The sequence below is a fragment of the Geobacillus thermocatenulatus genome, assembly GCF_002217655.1.
Classification (GTDB): domain Bacteria; phylum Bacillota; class Bacilli; order Bacillales; family Anoxybacillaceae; genus Geobacillus; species Geobacillus thermocatenulatus.
Genome location: NZ_NEWK01000002.1, coordinates 1,151,383 through 1,169,782, shown reverse-complemented (window position 1 = coordinate 1,169,782; position 18,400 = coordinate 1,151,383). Strand labels below are relative to the sequence as shown.

Sequence of the window (18,400 nt, the reverse complement as noted above, 5' to 3'; positions counted from 1 at the left end):
AGCGGGATCTTTATGAAAAATTCAGTTTCCATAGATGTGATCAAGGATTTTTCCGTTGCACTTTCCACTCTCCTATGTTCTAATTAGGAATAGTGAACATCAAGAAGACGGGGGGCTGAAAGTGAACGGAGAAATCATCCGCTTCGAGCGCGTGACGAAGGAATATGACGGCATGACTGTATTGGATGATGTCAGTTTTGCGATGGAGCGCGGAAAGTTTTATACGCTGCTTGGGCCGTCGGGGTGCGGGAAGACGACGATTTTGCGGCTGATTGCCGGGTTTATCGAGCCAACGCAAGGAACGATTTATTTCCACGGGAAGCCGATTCAAAACGTCCCGCCGAACAAACGGCAAGTCAACACTGTCTTTCAAGACTATGCGTTGTTTCCTCACCTCGATGTGTTTGAAAACGTCGCGTTTGGTTTGCGCGTGAAAAAGATGAAAGAAGCCGACATTCGCGAGAAAGTGAGGGAAGCGCTTCGATTTGTCAACTTAGACGGCTATGAGCGCCGCCGCATTCAAGAAATGTCCGGCGGCCAGCGTCAGCGCGTCGCGATTGCGCGGGCGATTGTGAATGAGCCAGAAGTGTTGCTCTTGGATGAACCGCTGTCAGCCTTGGATTTGAAATTGCGCACGGAAATGCAGTATGAACTTCGCGAACTGCAACGCCGCTTAGGGATTACGTTCATTTTTGTCACGCATGACCAAGAAGAAGCGCTGGCGATGTCCGATTATATTTTTGTTCTAAATAAAGGAAAAATTCAGCAGTTTGGGACGCCGAAAGACATTTACGACGAGCCCATCAACCGATTCGTCGCCGATTTCATCGGGGAATCGAACATTTTGTCGGGGCGCATGATCGACGATTTCCTCGTCGAATTTGCCGGCAAACAGTTTGCATGTGTTGACCGCGGCTTCGCACCAAACGAACCGGTCGATGTCGTCATCCGCCCGGAAGATTTGGAGCTCGCGGCGCCGGGAGATGGGCAGATCGTCATCCGCGTCGATTCGCTCTTATTCCGCGGTGTCCATTATGAAATTTGCGGCTATGACGAAAACGGCAACGAATGGCTTGTCCATTCGACGAAAAAGGCTGAAGTCGGGGAAACGGTCGGCCTTCGTTTTGAACCGGAAGCGATTCACGTCATGCGACTCGAAAAGGAGGATGAGGACGCATGACGGAACGGACGTGGCGGAACTGGTATTTAATCCCTTATGGCATTTGGCTTGTGCTGTTTGTCGTGGCACCGATTGTCTTTTTGGTGTATGAATCGTTTTTGGATCTCGACGGCCGTTGGACGTTGTCCAACTACAAAGCGGTGTTGACGCCCATTTATTTAAAAATGATGGCGTATTCGTTTTGGTACGCGTTTTTGATTACCCTTGTGTCGCTGCTCATCGGCTATCCGACCGCCTATTGGCTGACAAAGACGAGGCACAAGCAGTTATGGCTGTTGTTGCTCATCTTGCCGATGTGGGTGAATTTGCTGCTGAAGGTGTATGCGTTTTTAGGGCTGTTCGGCACGTATGGGCTGGCCAACGCTTTTTTGAAGGTGTTGGGCGTCGGGCCGCGGCAGCTGTTGTTCACCGATTTCAGTTTTGTCTTTGTGTCGGTGTATATTTTTATTCCGTTTATGGTGCTGCCGATTTTCAATGCTCTTGAAGAATTGCCGCCGTCGCTTGTCGATGCCGCCCGCGATTTGGGGGCATCGTCATGGACAACGTTCCGCCGCGTCGTCTTCCCGCTCACGCTTGGCGGAGTGAAGGCCGGCTGCCAAGCGGTATTCATCCCGGCGCTGTCGCTGTTTATGATTACGCGCCTTGTCGCTGGCAACCGCGTCATTACGCTCGGCACCGCCATTGAGCAGCATTTTCTTGTCACCCAAAACTGGGGGATGGGGGCGACGATCGCGGTTGTGTTAATGATCGCGATGGCGGTCATCGTCGTCCTGACAGGAAGCGGAAGAAAAGAGGGAAGCCGATGAAACGGACGCATAGGTGGGGACGGGTGTATCTTTTGGCCGTGTTTGCCGTGATGTATATGCCGATTGTGTATTTGATGTATTATTCGTTCAACAGCGGCGGGGCGATGCACGATTTTCAATCGTTCACGTTGAAGTGGTATCGCGACGTGCTGTCCGACGACCGCTTGCTCATCATCGTTTTGAATACAATCGTCATTGCACTGTTGTCGGCGGCGGTTGCGACGATACTTGGGGTCATCGGAGCGCTCGCCGTTTACTATGTCAAGCGGCAGCGAACGAAAAACGCTCTTCTCGCCCTCAACAACGTGCTGATCGTCAGCCCCGATGTCATCATCGGCGCTTCGTTTTTGCTTCTGTTTACGATAGCCGGCATCAAGCTCGGCTTTACGTCCGTGCTGTTGTCTCATATCGCGTTCAGCGTGCCGATTGTCGTGTTGATGGTGCTGCCGAAACTGGAAGAAATGAGCCCGACGCTGATTGATGCGGCTAGAGATTTAGGAGCCAGTCATTGGCAAGTGCTGTCCGGTGTGGTGCTGCCGTTTTTGGCTCCGAGCATATGGGCGGGCTTTTTCATGGCGCTCACGTATTCGCTCGATGACTTTGCCGTGACCTTTTTTGTCACGGGAAATGGGTTCTCGACGCTGTCCGTGGAAATTTATTCGCGGGCGCGCCAAGGCATTTCCTTGTCGATCAACGCATTGTCGACGCTTCTGTTTTTGTTTACGATGCTGCTCGTCATCGGCTATTACGTGCTCAGCCAAAAAGGCGGCCGCTTGTACGGGATAGGGGGGCGAAAGTAGGTGAGACGGCTTGTCCAAGGATTTGCGGCCGTGTTCATCGCCGCGTTCGTCCTGATGTTTGTCACGCATCGGCTGAACGAAGCGGAAGGGTACGGCGGAGGCAAAACGGTGACGGTCTACAACTGGGGCGATTACATTGACCCGGCGCTCATTCGCGAATTTGAAAAAGAGACAGGGTGGAAAGTGATTTACCAAACGTTTGATTCCAATGAGGCGATGATGGCGAAAATCGCCCAAGGCGGGGCAACGTTTGACGTCGCCGTTCCATCCGATTACGCCATCAGCAAAATGATCGAGGAAAAGCTGCTTCTGCCGCTTGATCACCGAAAGCTTCCCAATTTGCAATATATCGAGCCGCGGTTTCTCAACTTGTCGTTTGATCCGCACAACCGGTATTCCGTGCCGTATTTTTGGGGGACGGTCGGCATCGTCTACAACCGCGAGATGCTTGGCGGCAAGACCATCACAAGCTGGAACGACTTATGGGATCCAAGCTTGCGCAATCAAATTTTGCTTGTCGACGGGGCGCGCGAAGTGATGGGGATGGCGTTAAACAGCCTCGGCTATTCCCTCAATGACACGAACAAAGCCCACTTGCAAGAAGCCAAGCGGAAGCTCGATCGGCTCATGCCGAACGTGAAGGCGATTGTCGGCGATGAAATCAAGCTGCTGCTTGCCAATGAAGAAGCAGCCATCGGCGTCGTCTGGTCGGGCGATGCGGCCGAAATCATCGCGGAAAACGACAAGCTCGACTATGTCGTGCCGAAAGAAGGCTCCAACTTATGGTTTGACAACATGGTCATTCCGAAAACAGCGAAAAACATCGAAGGAGCGCACGCGTTCATCAACTTTATGCTCGACCCAAAACACGCGGCGCAAAACGCCGAGTACGTCGGCTACTCGACGCCGAACAAAAAGGCGCTTCGCTATTTGCCAAAAGACATCGCGGGCGACCGCCGCTTCTACCCCGATTTGGATTCAGCAGGGCATCTCGAAGTGTACGAAAACTTGGGAAAACAGATGCTCGCCTACTACAACGAACTGTTTTTGCAGTTTAAGATGCAGCAAAAGTAACCATAGAGATGCAACCCAATCGTTTCCGATATCCTTGACGGAAAAAGCGGCTCATCCATTCTTGACTGACGAAGGCAAGCCACAGGTTTGCCTTCGTCACGCTTTAGCGTGACGGAAGACCGAACAGCGACTCGCTTCCTAGAAGGACGGTGAAAAACGGCTGTCACGAGCAAATCAGCAGAATTTCGCCAGAAGGCTGATTTCGCAAGGTTTTTCTAATTGAGCAATCAGAGCAGGCGCCGTCCTCTCGAATAGGGAGATGGGCGTCTGCTTGTCCGTTTGCGTAAAGGGTTGCGCCGCTTCCCTAGCACGCAGGAACGAAGAAGCCCATAGGCGGTTTCACATACAAGAAGGGATCGAACGCAGGGAAGAAGAATAGAAAGACATGATAGGATGAAAAAGAGGAGGTAGGAACGTTGCCCAATCATTTGCCGATGGAAGAAAATGTGATGGATATGCTCATCGGCGGCTTTTCGGTTGTGATGTTGATCGCGGTTGCGACAATCGTTTTTCTTTGGCGAAGGAATCGAGAGGGGCGGGCGTTCCTGTGGATATTGGCCCATTTCTTGTTGCTGTCTCTGGCTGTTTTCTTTGCGCTGAAGGCGATTTCCTTTGATCTTACCCATGTGCAGGCATCCGAAGAAATCTCCCTTTTTCTCGGCAAGGCGGGGTTGGCGTGGGGAGCAGGGATGGTTTGTTTGCTGGCCGGCATTGTGAAACTTTCCAGACGATGACCACGATTTAGATCGGTATGATTGTAGAGAAACGCCAAGCTGCAAAAAAAGCCATCCGCCTTTATCGACTGACGGTTCTGAGGGGCGGATGGCGTTTGTGAGAGGGCCTGAATAAGGAATTGCCTGTTTCAGTTGAGGAGATGTATTGGTGTAAATTTACAGACAAAGATGTCCATTTCGGAGGAGGAAACCCATTTTTTGATATAGAGTACTTATATTCGATTCCCTTCAGCGTTGGGGTCGGGCACTTCGACATGAACATCCACGAAAAATACTCTTTCACTTCCCTTGTGTTCCAACAATTCATTCGGTATTGTGACAAAAAATCTCCCAAACAGTGAAGGTATTGAGCTGCTGGGTCACTGCTTTAGTAACAAATCCATCATTTTCAAACCAATTGCACAGAAGCCTTGGCAAGTCAATGGCTACTTGCATAAATATTTTAGCGGTGCTTATTAATCAATCACTTCTGGAAAGGGTGTTGTTCATGACATTCACTTTATATGGAATGGAGCCTAGCGATTTGATTATTACAGAAGATATGTTCCAAGATCAAACTAAATTTATTAATTTGTGCGAAAATAACGAAGGATTCAATAAAATGATTACAACACTTCAACGTGATGGATATGTTGTGTGGTTTAAAACTGTCCGAACCGTTGAGTTACCTGTAAGGCAGAAAAATGTAGGAAATCCCGCTATTGATTTAATTGTTTACAATATTTTTGTGGGAAATTTGATGGTTGGAGAGGCGTATATGGTCTCTGGTCCGCATCAATCGTTCGCTTTTAGTGTTGTTAAAAATCTCAACAACACTATATCATATTATTTTGTTGAAAATAATGAGACTCAGAGATTGATTTTTGACAAGAATGGCAATCTATACAACGCAACTATCAATCTTGACTTCGATCGTAATGATGACATTTCCACGAAACAATTATCATGCGAAACTATTTGTACAGGACTTTGTTCTGGAGGGCTAGCGGGCTCTATTCCTCGGTGTATTACTGGATGTCTAGTTACTGGGCCAGTAGGTACCCCGTTTTGTACGGTGCTTTGCACTTTGTTGGTTACTTTTGGATGTGCTTATGGCTGTGATGCTCTTTGTCAATTGATTTAAAAATTAAAAACTCGTCTTTCAGTATGGGGGAAATTATCACGTAATTTTGGAACGAAAGGATTATTTTTTTGCAAATTAAAACGAGTTTTTGTACGTTAATCCAGCAAAAATCTGGAGTATTGCGCAAATTTCCTCTCTTTTTTATGGAAAAAACTGTTTGATGGCTTGACATGGAGTTTCTGCGGACATGTTTTCTAGCGAAAGGGGGAGAGCAGGAACCCTTATTTCGCTAGGCAATTAGCCAACATGTCCGCTGCCTCATGTAAAGCTTGTACTTCTGTATACATGCTCATTAAAAAAGTTAACCCTTTACTTTTACATAAGTGGTACTCACTCCGGTTATACTGCTCCTAAAGAAAAGCATGGGAAAAAAGCGGGATTCTGCATGAAAAGCCCCCGGTTGACTCGCCAGATGTCATGGAGATGTTCCGGTGTCATCAGTTGCCACCTTTCAAACCAGTAACACTACCCGCCTCATCGAGGCCCTGAAATTGCCCCTTATCGCGATACACAAGGCAACGCTTCAGCCCTGTTGTGACGAGGGGGTATCTTGAGGCTCGATATAGCGGGCAAACTGCTTGGTTTCGATGGTGTTGCTGTTCATAGGGAATCCGGTTCGTTTTGAGTATGATGATAAGGAATCTTTTTCAGACGGACTTCGCTGAGCGTTTGCAATGGATGCTGACACCCCCCGATTGATCCTCTCCTCTGATCGAGGAAACCATTTCCATCACTCTCCATCACTTGGTTGATGTTGCTTCTTCCCGCCGTCATACAACTCACATTTCGCATCCAGACCATCCCAAGATAAAGGATTTTTTATTTACTTTTCAAAAATAATTTCCGGCCCAACACGATAAGCGATGGCAATCCTTTTTTTACCATCGCTCGTCGTTCCTTATCGCATAAATCGCCTGAATCCGAATGGTCATGATGCCGAAACTCCTTTGCTTTCTCGGTGTATCAAGGATTTATTCGGCATCCCCCTCAAAAAATCCTCCCGATTCTGCTCGGGAGGTTGCGAAATGTGAGGCCTAAAGAGATTTTATAGGGGAAATGTGCCAAGATTTCGTCCATTTTCTCCGAATGTTCGGCAAGTTTGTTCAAAAAATTGTCATATTTTGATGAGAAAGTTTTCACAAAGTCTTGATGACTTGTTTCTTTGTTGCAGAACCATATTGTAGGGTAGGATATGAAACATGGCGGCTGCTTTATATGTGAAAAAAGAAAGTAATGTTGCTCAAATGAGGTAAATTGTATAAAAAGGAAAAACGTTATTTTGATTTTCTTTATTATGAACATATTTCTTTGTCAAGTGCATTTTGTGATGAAGAGCCAATATTAAAAAAAGGAAGAGGAGGAATGGAAAGAGAAGTGTAGAAGAAATATCGCCTTACCTTGATGAAAGGGGCTGTAAACATGCATAAACATTTGCAGATGGAAGAGGAAGTGATGGATTTACTCATTGGCGGTTTTTCCGTCGTGATGTTGATCGCCACCATGACGGTCGTTTCCCTTTGGAGGAAGAATCGGACGCGTCGTTTGGCATTCTATTGGATTTTTGCTCATTTTCTGCTGCTCTCTATTGCCGCTTACTTTGCGTTTAGAGCCATTTCCTTTGATCTTACCCATCCGCAGGCATCCGAAGAAATCTCCCTTCTTCTCGGCAAGGCGGGGTTGGCGTGGGGAGCAGGGATGGTTTGTTTGCTGGCCGGCATTGTGAAACTTTCCAGACGATGACGGCGATCCCGATCGATAGGATTGTAGAGAAACGCCAGGCCGCCAAAACGCCATCCGCCTTGATCGGCTGACGGTTCCGAGGGGTGGATGGCGTTGAGTCAGTCAAGGTGTTGTGAAAAACGTTTCTTCGGTATATAGCGGGCATTGTCATGGATATTGTGAGCGTTTTTTAGAATTTCCTCCCTCATCTTGATGTCATGATCTGCTATCCCATTTTTTACACTTTTCTATCGCACTTTGCTTGGGAGTTTGGATGATTTGTGCGAATAAAAGCTTGTGATTCTCATTAGAGAATCGCTTTGAAATGTCACTCACCGCTATTTTGCTCGTTCGTTCATACGTAGCTTCCGATTTTTCCATTTTTTTTCGCCCAATGCCATTGCTGCTTCAAGACGAATGAGCCCATGGCCAGCCAGAATAGCGAGATGCCGAGAGCAGGAAAGAATACGGGCCATCCTTCATTCACTCCTTGCACGGCCCAAGAAAGAGGAGAAAAGCAGTTGAGAATATGAAACGCTGTCGGCAATGCATTCGAAGATAGAAAAAATCCCGAGAAGATCAATAAATAATAAAGCAGCACCTCGGTAACGGCTCCCACTTGCTTTAAGCGAAGAGACAGTCCTAAAATGAACACGCCGATTCCCGTCATCCCGATAAGGCTGACGCCGCCAAATACGACGATCTCCGTTATCATGGATGCGATTCCCGAGAGAATTTCGGAAAATCCGATCATCAAAGCCGCACAAATGAAAAAGAGCGTCACCCACATGGACGATAAGGTGATTTCAGCGATGACTACGCCGATCAAAATCTTCCATGGAGCAGTCTTGGTGGAAAGCACTTGCTCGGCGGTGCCGAGATACGCTTCTTCGATCACCGTATTGCCTAGTTTCGAGATCAAATGAGCGCTTAAGTACCAAAGGCTGAAACCGAACAGTTTGACCGTCGCTTCTTTTCCGGTTTGTATCGGGCTTGCGTACAGCGTGCCGAGAAAAAAGACAAATTTAATGATCAACCCAACGGTAAAATCGAACCAATACCGGCGATACTCTGCCCTTTTTTTCAAAAAGGACGCCCATACGACATTCAAAATTTGCCGGGACAACGGGTTCACCTCCTTAGACGGATAGGTTGGAACGAACAGCGGCCAAAAAATGAGTTTCAAGGTCGGCTGGAGTGGAAAAATGTTCTTTTGTGCCGCTCCAAACGATTTTTCCGTCTTGAATAAAGACAAACTTATTTCCAACGGCGTGGGCAAAAGGAATGTCGTGGGTGGTGATGAGAACGGCTTTCCACCATTGGTTTTCTTCCGTTAACATGGTTCGGATATGATGCTGCGACTCCACATCAAGGCCAAGAGTCGGCTCATCAAGGAACAAAAACGGCGCGCCTTTCATTAAGGCGATCGCAAATGCTAGTTTTTGTTTCATCCCACGTGAAAGGGTTTGGGTGAGACGTTCAGCGTATGGGGTTAGATTCAACACAGCCATCATTCGTTCGGCTCTTCGTTTTGCTTCAGCACGACTCCATTTGTTCAGCAAGCCGAAGTATAAGAGATTTTCCAAAACCGTTAAATAGGAATAGGAATTGTCAGCTTCTTCAAATACGACTGCAATTGACTCGCGCGCTGCATCTGGATGGCGGACAACATCCACTCCATTTACATAGATGCTACCGCTGTCTGGTGCAGTAAGCCCGATGATGCACCTTATTAAAGTAGTCTTTCCGGCTCCATTCGGCCCTAAAAGAATAAGTCGATCCCCTTCAACCAGTTCGAGGGAAACATGATGCAATACTTGGCGGTTTGGCGGATAGATTTTGTTTACGTCTTGCACGGCAATCATTTTTTCTACCCTTTCAATTTAGTAAGCTAGGGTGGTCTTGAAAAATCTTGAGGACCACCCCAAAGGATTATTACCAACTCGCAGGGACTTGAGACGGAGCATGTTTTAGTATGTCGTCACTTGTAGGAATAGGAGGGACCACCGTAAGAGAACCATGTCCTTCCAATTGATAGAAAAGTTCTGTAGAAATACTGGTAGAAAATTCAATAGCTATATCAATTTTGCACCACATATTAAATACTCGGAAGAAATATTGGCGTAAAGGTATTTGATTAAATTCAACACATTTAACAAAAAGTTCTGGATCAACTTTTGCCACTTCTTTGCAAGTCTCCAAAACTTTGATAAGATCTTGTAAAGGGTTTATTGTGTTTTTAAATAAATCTCTCTCCCATTTGAAATATTTTACTAGATTATCTTGCTCAATAATTCCTGAGACTAACTCCCACATTTCTTGTGATGGTGGTAAGAATAGGTTCTTTTCCAGCTTATCTTTTAGGTTCCATTTATTAATTTGTGAAGCTAATGGATTTCCCTTATATTCAAGTTCAACGCATTTTTTGAGGAGGTCATCGTAGGATTCTATAATATTATGGATATCATGGATAGCAGCTTGTAAAAGAGATATGGAGTTTTCTAGATGTGCAACTGAATCGCCGGTTGGTTGTACAAAACGAGTAGCATCTGTAGCGCCGGTGGCAGCGATAATAGCTTTTTCTAGTTCAGAATTCGCCTGCCACAAATGAGTAATGCCTTGCCCTATAGCCCAAGCGCATTGAGCAGATAAAGCGGTGGTAATAGCCAGGCCTTTCGTTGGTCTATGATTTTTTCCACCTATATTCTCTTTCTCCTTTCTTTTCCTAATTTAATTGCATTATACAAAAAAAAAAGAAAAAAGTAAATATTGAACGTGTTGCAAAACGCATAACAAATGCATAAATGCACATAAAAATCCACCACCTTGGAAATCATATACAGTGACCAAAAAAACAACTCTCCAAGGGGTGGACACTATTATGATTTCCAATTGGAAATAAATCGCCTGAATCCGAATGGTCATGATGCCGAAACTCCTTTGCTTTCTCGGTGTATCAAGGATTTATTCGGCATCCCCCTCAAAAAATCCTCCCGATTCTGCTCGGGAGGTTGCGAAATGTGAGATACAAGCGAAAGGCAAATAGAAACATTTGCGCAAAAGCATCGAACTTGAGCTTCTCCACCTTTCATCGAGGAGGCCTCTTGTCGTGCACATCAACGTAAAAAGAGTCTTCTTCAGTTGCTGGTCAATCGGAAGACGATCTATTTTGGTCAATGCTGATGCCGGTTGTAGTCATAAGGGAACAATAAGTGTTGACACATATCGTGAAGTAACATATAATTTAAAAATGTAATATATATATTACAGGATGTTGATAACACATGGAGAACTTCAAAATTCGCAACAGAGTCAAGATTGCTCGAATCGAAAAAGGGAATTTAACACAAACAGAATTAGCGAAAAAGGTGGGGATTACCAGGCAGACCTTAAATTTGATTGAGGCACAAAAATACAACCCTTCTCTAAAAGTGTGCTTGCTTTTGAGCAAATATTTAGAAAAAGGATTAGATGAGCTCTTTTGGTTGGAAGAAAGTGAATAAAGATCGGGGTGGTTTTGTGAGGCAGAAAGATTTTTTGTTTCTTTTAATTGGTTTCATGATTGCTGCTGTCTTGCTTACTCTCATCAGAGGCGAAATGCAATGGCCTATCCTCATAGGAGGATTGATAGGAGTGGTTGGAGCGGAGTTGATCAGAAGGCTGAGGAGTAAGGGACAACAGGAAGATAGTGAAGTAGAGTATGATGAGCGGATCAATGATTACATGAAAACATGGATCATAAACTTGATGGGGATTTCACATCTTCTGCTTCTCATTGCGTTGATTGTAATCCAGTCTGTATTCAAACAGCCTGCTGTGAAAGTAGAGTATGTGATTTTATATCTGCTTGTCACGTTGATCGTCGCTTTTTTCCTTATACCAAGCGTAGCCAGGAGGAAATAATGGCTATGTTATTTATGTTGGTAGTTTAAGTCAGAAATGTTTTTATTTCTATTGCTTCTCCTTAGTTCATCGGCAAATCGGTGATGAATAGTGGCCATCGAGCAATGGCCACTGCGCGAAACATTAAGCCGCAAAAAAGCCATCCGCCTTTATCGACTGATGGTTCTGAGGGGCGGATGGCGTTTGCATGATCATTCGAATCAGAAGCTGCTTATGTTGTTTTTCGATTTCTTGGTATGGTCAGGGTTTTCCAGTTGTTTCGGTTCAGCTGTTTCGCGATATAGACGATTTGCCCGATATGATACGAATAATGGTACATTTGCCGCTCAATGGCTTCGATGACGGAATGGGGTTTGCCGCGGATCGTGACCGTCCGCAACAAATCCGTTTCTTGCAGTTCGTTCAGCGTCTGAAAGAAAGCAGACCACCCCTTTTCCCAGCAAGCCATGACTTCTTTGCGCGTATGGAAGTCGTTAATAAACTCATCATCGCGGTTTCGGTCCGGTTTTTCCCCATCCGATGACAAAAAGTCTGTCCAGCGCGACACCATATTTCCGCTCATATGTTTGACAATGATGGCGATGCTGTTTGCCTCCTCATGAAAGCAATGGAACAGCTGTTCCTCGGAACATTGGTCCATAGCCCGTTCGGCGGTCTTTTTCATGTCAAGAAAGCGTGCGCGCACCACTCGCAAATATTCTTGGCCGATGTTCATTCACACACCTCCGTCAAAGAAATGCCATCTCTTTTATTCGCCGTCGATGCTGTGATTTCTTTCTATGTGACGGCAAAAAACAAAAAAAGCAACGCCTTGGGCGGACATGACTATGGGTCATGTTTTCGAAGCAGGCGAGTGAATAATCAGATCATAGCGGCACTCTTCGTTGCCTGTGTTCATAAATTGATGTTCGCAGGCGGCGTCGGAATAAAGAGAGCTCTCTTCGTGCAAGATGTCCGTGTTATGAAAACTCCTTTGCTTTCTTATTTCCAACGGCGTGGGCAAAAGGAATGTCGTGGGTGGTGATGAGAACGGCTTTCCACCATTGGTTTTCTTCCGTTAACATGGTTCGGATATGATGCTGCGACTCCACATCAAGGCCAAGAGTCGGCTCATCTGTTTTTTGCAAGCAAAAAATGCAGAGAAGTGCAAGAAAAAATACATAGGCTTGCCAGCTCAAGACTTAAGGTTCTAGACCGGGGGAAGAGGACGGCTGGATCGCGGAGAGAGCGTTCCGCAGTCGACGTGTTGCGGTCGAGTCAAGGAGTCTCTATCGCTTTCTGAGCGTACATTCCGCTGTGAATGTGGATTCGAGAGAGACAGGGACGTCAATGCGGCCATCAATATCAAACATGAGGGCATGAAACGATTAGCGATAGTCTAACTTGTCCTCGAACCGTGGGGCACACGGGGATCGCTCGGTCAACTTCCCATCATGAGATGGGATTACCCGAGAAGCCCCCACCTCTAAGCGAAGCGTAGGTGGTGGGTAGTTCACTGGAGCATGATCCAGAACCATGGCCTAGGAACATTCCGACAGATCCAAATCATCCTAAATGGGAGTATTGTTTTGGGGGAGAACCTATTTTTGTTGTCTGCAGAGCTCCTATTTATCATGCAAGAAAAAGCAGATACACGTCTAATGGGCTTGAAATTACTTTCCAACCGAGAGGTACGCTTGATGATATAACAGGAGATACTCCAAGAGGTCAATAAGTAAGAGAAATGATTAGAGCCAGATTAAAACAATACGATGCAATTCCTCCTCATCCAGATATAGGCGATTATGGAGCCCCTGACAAAAGAGAATGGAAACAGTATATATTACCTGATACAAATGAAGAAAGTGTGATGAGGTGTCCATTAAAAAAGGAGAGATTAATATATGCTAAGTAGTTTTTTTGCTTCGGTTCTTCTTGGCTTATCTTTATCAATTCCGATTGGTCCTATTAACATAGAAATGGTGAAGCGGGGAATAAAGTACGGATTTTTTCATTCATGGGTTGTCGGATTGGGAGGAATGTCAGCGGATATAGTACTAATGTTTGCCATCTTTTTTGGCTTATCCGTTTTTTTAACAAAATCTGTTGTACAGCTCATCATGTGGTTTTCTGGTTTCTTCATTTTGTGTTATTTGGGTTATGATAGCATAAAGGAGCATTCCCGTTAGGAGCTTTTCCGGGGACTTGATCAAAAAAAGCCCTCTTGGTATGATGCAGGGGTGTCAAACAACACCTACCATCATGCCAAGGAGGACTTCAGATGAATTGTACACAAAACCGCACCCTAGGTCTGTAAGATATCCACAAAACTGAAAAAGGATGTAAGGGATTTTGTCGAAAAATATTTTTTGGACACCCCTGAGAGGCCGAAAAGCCTTGATAGATCAACATTTCTAGAGGGAGGCATTTAAAAAGGTTGAAATAACCGGAGAGGTTAACAAAGAAGGTTTATTCAAATCATATCTTTCTGGCTTCTTTATAGCTATATCGAATCCACTTAATATTGTTTTTTGGGTTAGCATCTATGGATCTGTATTAGCGATGGAATTGAATTCTATTGAAAGATATCATGCACTTGCTAAAAGTAGTGCGATATTTCTGGGGATCGCATTATGGGATTTTACAGTAGCACTCTCTGTACATTTGGGAAGAAAAATGATAAGTCAAAAGTGGCTAAAATGGTTATCTGTTGCTGCAGGGATTTCTTTGATTGGATTTGGTATAAGCTTTGGATATAGAGCCTTTAAAACGTTTCTACATATGATATAATTTTTGGCATCAAAAGATACCTCGATCAATACGATTACTTGATTGTGTTCTGTTTGAATTTCCCATACTTTTGGCCACGCTAGATATGCGAACATCGGATATTTGTAGGTATCAAGACGGAAAGGTTTATAACGTCAGAGATTATAAGCCAGGGGCGAACGCGCCGCCATTTCATGTGCGCTGCCGAACGACGACGATTCCGTAGTTTGATGAATCGGAGTACACAAACGGCGAAAAACGTCAGTCAATGAATGGATTGGTGGGTTCGATTTCGTATGATGAGTGGTATAATGAAAATGTATTGAAACCAAAGCTCGAGGCTGAACGTAGAGAAAGAGAGAAACGCCAAGCGTTAGAAGAACAGATACGAGCCGATATTCGTAATGGTGTTTATAAATTGGAACATAGCCGAAACCATTATGACAAGCATAATCCATCTCATAAGCGCTATCTTGATTATGTAGAGAGAAATAGCAAAGGGTAAGCAGAAACCAAGCTATTTAACGATTTCTTATGAAAAAGCCAATGAGTTAGTGAAACAATATGCCGGAACAGGGGAATTGAAGGTGAATATGAAAACCCTGAATCCGTGACAGAAGTGCATCAAAAATGCTGGGAAACCCAATCGTGTCGAGACTTCGACTCCATTTCGAATGTTCACCTATTAGGTGAAGAACCCCGAGTGCAATATTTTGTTGATTGATCAACCTGAATCCGTGACAGAAGTGCATCAAAAATGCTGGGAAACCCAATCGTGTCGAGACTTCGACTCCATTTCGAATGTTCACCTATTAGGTGAAGAACCCCGAGTGCAATATTTTGTTGATTGATCAAGTTTTCTTGGCAGCTTTGAACGCGTCTTTATCACGGATTCAGGAAAACTTTAGAGTGGTTGAAAAAGGAGGATATTTTTTCACATTCCGAACCGATAGGAGTGCATGTAAACCAAACGACTGGTGAGGAAACAGTGACAAGCAGTTTCAGAATACACTACTCTAAAACGGGTATTCATATTGTTCCAACAATAAAGAAAGGTGATGAGTAATGAAACTCTGGGAATACGTAGGTAAGAAGGTGAGAATTGTATACAAAGATGGGGATGTGCTCGAAGGGTTTGTTCGCGATTATTGCGACGGGGAAGACAGTGAGGATGGAATAGATAGCTTAATAATTACAAACCAAGAAACAAAAGGGCAAGGATACGTTTTTGGTGTGCTGGAAACCGAAATAAAATCGATTGAGGCCATTGGCTAGAAGCGCTGAATCACATTTAGGTGGTTGAGTGCTTTTTTATTTTTCCTCGTCTTTTTAGCATTTGTAGACGTTAAAGAACAAAGCAGTTCGCGGCCGCAACCACCATTGAAAGTTCCTTTGGTTGCCCGAGTTCGACAGTTTTGAGGCCATTTTAGGCAAATGAAAATGGTTAAAATGCTGTAATATCAAGGATTTCACGATGCGGTTCCTAGAAAAAAACGCTGAATTCCATAGGCACACGAATCATTTATTTTAACTTTTAAAAAAGCTGAATATCGGTTATAATATAGGCATGTACATACGGCGAGTCACACGCAAAAACAAAGATGGAACGACCGTGGCGTATCTCCAGCTTGCTCACAACGAATGGGATCCGAAGGCCAAATATGCGAAAGCGAAGGTGATTGATTCGTTTGGGCGCGAAGATGAAGTGGATCGCGCTGTCTTGGAGCGTCTGGCCAAAAGCATTTCGCGATTCCTTTCTCCTGAGCAGGCTCGGGAAATCGAGACGTTGACAGGAGAAGTGTCGGATGACTTTCAGTTTCAATCAAGCAAACGCCTTGGCGGCGCTTGGCTTTTGGATCAGCTCTGGAGACAACTGGGATTGGGAGAGATTCTCCACTCCTTGTTTGCCTCCCGACATCATCAGATTCCGTTGGAACGGCTCATTTTTGCCATGGTGGCGAATCGTGTAATGAGTTAAAGAGTGACGGGTTGGAACAGCCAAGATGGTATGGATTTCATCGATATGTACTGCATGTGTTATGTTGCATCCTTATGCATAACTTCGAGTTTTTACTCTAGTTTTGCAACACCATCAGTAAATATTTAAAATTAACGTGACATTAGAAATCGATCAAAAATACACGCCAAGACAGGGATTCCAGGAGCTTGTGTAAAAAGAGGGTCGTTTTCCTTGAAGTCGTCGTCAACACCATGCTTTTTTGAGCAGTTGGACTCCAAGCTCAATGTCCTCGAGCGACAAGCCGCTAAAACCGATCTTGATCATGGGTTGGTCCGGCTGTTGGTTCACAAAATAGCGCGAAGTGGGATACACTTTTACCCCACACGATAGGGCGCGCTGAAGCAACTGTTCTTCTGTACAATCCGACTGAACTTTGATTAACACGTATAAACCGGACTGTTCGCCAATAATGGAGATCATATCCCCAAATGCTTTTCGCAGCAGTGATGTTAAGTGCTCCATTTTTCGTCTATACACGAGGCGCATGCGTTTAATATGGCGGACCCATTCCCCCTCCTCCATAAATTTGGCCATCGCCAATTGGCTGAGGATGGACGCAGTGCTTTCGAAAAGGCGAAACCGCTGCTGATAACGGTCCAAAAGCGACGGCGGCAACACCATGTAACTTAAGCGAATCCCAGGCAGAAACGATTTTGAGAAATTGCCCAGATAAATGACTCTTGACGAATCAATGGAGGCAAGAGCAGGAAACGGCTTTTGCGTGTAACGGAATTCGCTGTCGTAATCGTCCTCGATAATATAGCCATCCATGTTGTTCACCCATTGAATGAGCCTGTGCCGCTGCTGGATCGGCATGCTGACTCCCATGGGGCTTTGATGCGAAGGGGTGACATAGATGAGCCGCGATCGCCTGTTCTCGAGCGGCGAAAGATCGATGCCGGTTTCGGAAACAGGCACCGTTTCCAGCTGAAAGCGGTGAAACAAAAACGCTTCTCTGGCCCCGTCATAGCCAGGGTCTTCGACGATCACGCTGTTGAACTCATCTTTTAGAATATGGCCAAGGGAGAGAAGCATTTGCTGTGTGCTGCTTCCAATGATGATGGCGTTTGGCTCTGTGATCACCCCGCGGGATTCGAGAAGATAGATGGAGATTTGTTTGCGCAAGCATAATTCCCCAAACGGATCCCCATAGCGAAAACATCCTTTGGCCGCCAATACTTGATTGGAAATTCTTCTCCATGCTTTAACGGGGAAATGATCGGCATCGACGGTATCGGCGCGAAAATCGACAACAACGGACGTTGCTGCTTCCCTTGCCGATTGGCGTGCAGAAATGCGGGCTTTTGGAATGAAAAGAGGTTCCACTTCATTGGCAAAATACCCTTTTCGTTTTTCCGCGCGAATATATCCTTCCGCTACCAGCTGTTCGTAAGCCATTAAAGTTGTGTTCCGGCTGACATTTAATGATTCGGCGAGTTGGCGAATGGAAGGAAGCGGCTCATTAGCTCGAATGTCGCCTTGTTCAATCAATGATTTCAATTTTTCGTAGATTTGCTTGTATTTAGGCGAGCCGTCCTTCAAGTCAAAAATGATCGTCTTCATGTTCATCCTCCTGACATGTTTATTTTTTTGTTATTGTCACTTTTTTTATGTCAGTTTTGATTATATTATACATTGTGAACAATGGAATGCTGTAATTGAAAAGATGGGGGGGAGAGGACTGATGTATATTCCGAAGCATTTTGTCATCAACGATATGTCTGTCGTCTATGAGGTGATCGAGGAGAACAGTTTTGCCACCTTGGTGTCGATGCATCAAGGGGAGCTGTTTGCCACCCATTTGCCGCTGTTGCTCGATCGAGAGAAAACGTGTTTGTACGGCCATTTTGCCCGTTCGAATCCGCAATGGAACGACATTCAACATCAGACGGTCTTGGCGATTTTCCACGGTCCGCATTGTTATATTTCTCCTTCTTGGTATGAAACGAACCAGGCGGTGCCAACATGGAATTATGTGGCCGTCCATGTGTATGGGAACGTGGAGTTGATCGACGATGAAGAAGAAATCATGCAGTCGCTGCACGATATGGTAGAAAAATACGAAGCACCGGGCAGCCGTTACCAGCTGTCAGAGGTCGATTCTAGGATGCTGTCCGGCATGAACAAAGGAATTCAAGCTTTCAAAATCATCATCAAACGAATCGAAGGAAAAGCCAAGTTGAGCCAAAACCATCCTGCACACCGACAAGAACGGATCATCAAGCAGCTCGAGCAAATGCCATTTGAAAACGAAAAGCAAATCGCTTTCCTGATGAAAAAGCAACAGCAGTGA

Annotated in this window: 23 protein-coding genes and 3 pseudogenes; 20 read left to right on the top strand and 6 right to left on the bottom strand. The window is 45.2% G+C overall.

The window, feature by feature from the left end; translation table 11 throughout:
* Positions 1-121 precede the first annotated feature (121 nt).
* From B9L19_RS14850 to B9L19_RS14810, 7 genes are all read left to right on the top strand, one after another.
* On the top strand, positions 122-1,180 hold the full coding sequence (locus tag B9L19_RS14850) for an ABC transporter ATP-binding protein (RefSeq protein WP_047753415.1): 1,059 nt from the start codon (positions 122-124) through the stop codon (positions 1,178-1,180).
* Entirely contained in the window at positions 1,177-1,986 is an 810-nt protein-coding gene (locus B9L19_RS14845; protein ID WP_047753416.1) for an ABC transporter permease, read from the top strand. Before B9L19_RS14850 ends, B9L19_RS14845 begins: the two co-directional genes overlap by 4 nt.
* Complete coding sequence (locus B9L19_RS14840) at positions 1,983-2,786, top strand: ABC transporter permease (protein WP_047753417.1); 804 nt, start codon at positions 1,983-1,985, stop codon at positions 2,784-2,786. The genes B9L19_RS14845 and B9L19_RS14840 overlap by 4 nt, the downstream gene beginning before the upstream one ends.
* Complete coding sequence (locus B9L19_RS14835; RefSeq protein WP_047753418.1) at positions 2,787-3,860, top strand: ABC transporter substrate-binding protein; 1,074 nt, start codon at positions 2,787-2,789, stop codon at positions 3,858-3,860. It begins immediately after the preceding gene.
* 416 nt (positions 3,861-4,276) lie between these two features.
* On the top strand, positions 4,277-4,594 hold the full coding sequence (locus tag B9L19_RS14830) for a hypothetical protein (RefSeq protein WP_089113969.1): 318 nt from the start codon (positions 4,277-4,279) through the stop codon (positions 4,592-4,594).
* Between the two features lie 487 nt (positions 4,595-5,081).
* Positions 5,082-5,717: a hypothetical protein gene (locus tag B9L19_RS14820; protein ID WP_047753420.1), complete on the top strand. Its 636-nt coding sequence runs from the start codon at positions 5,082-5,084 to the stop codon at positions 5,715-5,717.
* 1,419 nt (positions 5,718-7,136) lie between these two features.
* Positions 7,137-7,457 carry a hypothetical protein gene (locus tag B9L19_RS14810; RefSeq protein ID WP_047753556.1) on the top strand — a complete coding sequence of 107 codons (321 nt, stop codon included), beginning with the start codon at positions 7,137-7,139 and terminating at the stop codon, positions 7,455-7,457.
* Positions 7,458-7,791: 334 nt separating this feature from the next.
* On the opposite strand, the gene B9L19_RS14805 is transcribed toward B9L19_RS14810, so the two are convergent.
* The 3 genes from B9L19_RS14805 to B9L19_RS14795 all read right to left on the bottom strand — a co-directional run bounded on the left by B9L19_RS14805 (position 7,792) and on the right by B9L19_RS14795 (position 10,043).
* Positions 7,792-8,571 carry an ABC transporter permease gene (locus tag B9L19_RS14805; RefSeq protein WP_241772026.1) on the bottom strand — a complete coding sequence of 260 codons (780 nt, stop codon included), beginning with the start codon at positions 8,569-8,571 and terminating at the stop codon, positions 7,792-7,794.
* A 4-nt stretch (positions 8,572-8,575) separates the two neighbouring features.
* Entirely contained in the window at positions 8,576-9,301 is a 726-nt protein-coding gene (locus B9L19_RS14800) for an ABC transporter ATP-binding protein (RefSeq protein ID WP_047753555.1), read from the bottom strand.
* Positions 9,302-9,371: 70 nt separating this feature from the next.
* Positions 9,372-10,043 carry a hypothetical protein gene (locus B9L19_RS14795; protein WP_025948436.1) on the bottom strand — a complete coding sequence of 224 codons (672 nt, stop codon included), beginning with the start codon at positions 10,041-10,043 and terminating at the stop codon, positions 9,372-9,374.
* Positions 10,044-10,720: 677 nt separating this feature from the next.
* On the opposite strand from B9L19_RS14795, the gene B9L19_RS14785 reads away from it, so the two are divergent.
* Complete coding sequence (locus B9L19_RS14785; protein ID WP_172643518.1) at positions 10,721-10,939, top strand: helix-turn-helix transcriptional regulator; 219 nt, start codon at positions 10,721-10,723, stop codon at positions 10,937-10,939.
* Positions 10,932-11,339: a hypothetical protein gene (locus B9L19_RS14780; protein ID WP_025950787.1), complete on the top strand. Its 408-nt coding sequence runs from the start codon at positions 10,932-10,934 to the stop codon at positions 11,337-11,339. Before B9L19_RS14785 ends, B9L19_RS14780 begins: the two co-directional genes overlap by 8 nt.
* A 211-nt stretch (positions 11,340-11,550) precedes the next feature.
* Here the strand turns inward: B9L19_RS14780 and B9L19_RS14775 are convergent, their stop codons facing one another.
* Entirely contained in the window at positions 11,551-12,054 is a 504-nt protein-coding gene (locus B9L19_RS14775; RefSeq protein ID WP_025950788.1) for a DUF1572 domain-containing protein, read from the bottom strand.
* Between the two features lie 244 nt (positions 12,055-12,298).
* Positions 12,299-12,517 carry a hypothetical protein gene (locus tag B9L19_RS19445; protein ID WP_053915237.1) on the bottom strand — a complete coding sequence of 73 codons (219 nt, stop codon included), beginning with the start codon at positions 12,515-12,517 and terminating at the stop codon, positions 12,299-12,301.
* Between the two features lie 33 nt (positions 12,518-12,550).
* Between B9L19_RS19445 and B9L19_RS14765 the strand changes: the two genes are divergently transcribed.
* The 10 genes and pseudogenes from B9L19_RS14765 to B9L19_RS19430 form a co-directional block, all read left to right on the top strand.
* The gene (locus B9L19_RS14765) at positions 12,551-12,721 is read left to right on the top strand and encodes a zinc ribbon domain-containing protein (protein ID WP_089114009.1); all 171 of its coding nucleotides are present in this window, start codon (positions 12,551-12,553) and stop codon (positions 12,719-12,721) included.
* 113 nt (positions 12,722-12,834) lie between these two features.
* A pseudogene (locus B9L19_RS14760) lies at positions 12,835-13,233 on the top strand (YqcI/YcgG family protein); the annotation flags it as partial.
* The gene (locus B9L19_RS14755; RefSeq protein WP_047752907.1) at positions 13,223-13,507 is read left to right on the top strand and encodes a LysE family transporter; all 285 of its coding nucleotides are present in this window, start codon (positions 13,223-13,225) and stop codon (positions 13,505-13,507) included. The pseudogene B9L19_RS14760 and the gene B9L19_RS14755, both read left to right, overlap by 11 nt.
* Positions 13,508-13,760: 253 nt before the next feature.
* Complete coding sequence (locus B9L19_RS14750) at positions 13,761-14,108, top strand: LysE family transporter (RefSeq protein ID WP_255347952.1); 348 nt, start codon at positions 13,761-13,763, stop codon at positions 14,106-14,108.
* An 85-nt stretch (positions 14,109-14,193) separates the two neighbouring features.
* The gene (locus B9L19_RS19440) at positions 14,194-14,313 is read left to right on the top strand and encodes a minor capsid protein (protein ID WP_244182605.1); all 120 of its coding nucleotides are present in this window, start codon (positions 14,194-14,196) and stop codon (positions 14,311-14,313) included.
* A gap of 42 nt (positions 14,314-14,355) precedes the next feature.
* Positions 14,356-14,592, top strand: a complete 237-nt coding sequence (locus B9L19_RS19435; RefSeq protein WP_249044219.1) for a hypothetical protein — start codon at positions 14,356-14,358, stop codon at positions 14,590-14,592.
* 408 nt (positions 14,593-15,000) lie between these two features.
* Positions 15,001-15,153, top strand: a complete 153-nt coding sequence (locus B9L19_RS14740) for a polymorphic toxin type 50 domain-containing protein (protein ID WP_279627610.1) — start codon at positions 15,001-15,003, stop codon at positions 15,151-15,153.
* Entirely contained in the window at positions 15,153-15,362 is a 210-nt protein-coding gene (locus B9L19_RS14735) for a hypothetical protein (RefSeq protein WP_047752908.1), read from the top strand. Before B9L19_RS14740 ends, B9L19_RS14735 begins: the two co-directional genes overlap by 1 nt.
* Positions 15,363-15,654: 292 nt before the next feature.
* Positions 15,655-16,062: pseudogene (locus tag B9L19_RS14730) on the top strand (IS1634 family transposase); the annotation flags it as partial.
* Positions 16,056-16,166: pseudogene (locus B9L19_RS19430) on the top strand (ISNCY family transposase); the annotation flags it as partial. The pseudogenes B9L19_RS14730 and B9L19_RS19430, both read left to right, overlap by 7 nt.
* Before the next feature lie 124 nt (positions 16,167-16,290).
* Here the strand turns inward: B9L19_RS19430 and pdxR are convergent.
* Positions 16,291-17,670 carry a MocR-like pyridoxine biosynthesis transcription factor PdxR gene (gene pdxR, locus B9L19_RS14725; RefSeq protein WP_047753554.1) on the bottom strand — a complete coding sequence of 460 codons (1,380 nt, stop codon included), beginning with the start codon at positions 17,668-17,670 and terminating at the stop codon, positions 16,291-16,293.
* A 121-nt stretch (positions 17,671-17,791) separates the two neighbouring features.
* On the opposite strand from pdxR, the gene B9L19_RS14720 reads away from it, so the two are divergent.
* Positions 17,792-18,400, top strand: a complete 609-nt coding sequence (locus B9L19_RS14720) for an FMN-binding negative transcriptional regulator (RefSeq protein ID WP_015374087.1) — start codon at positions 17,792-17,794, stop codon at positions 18,398-18,400.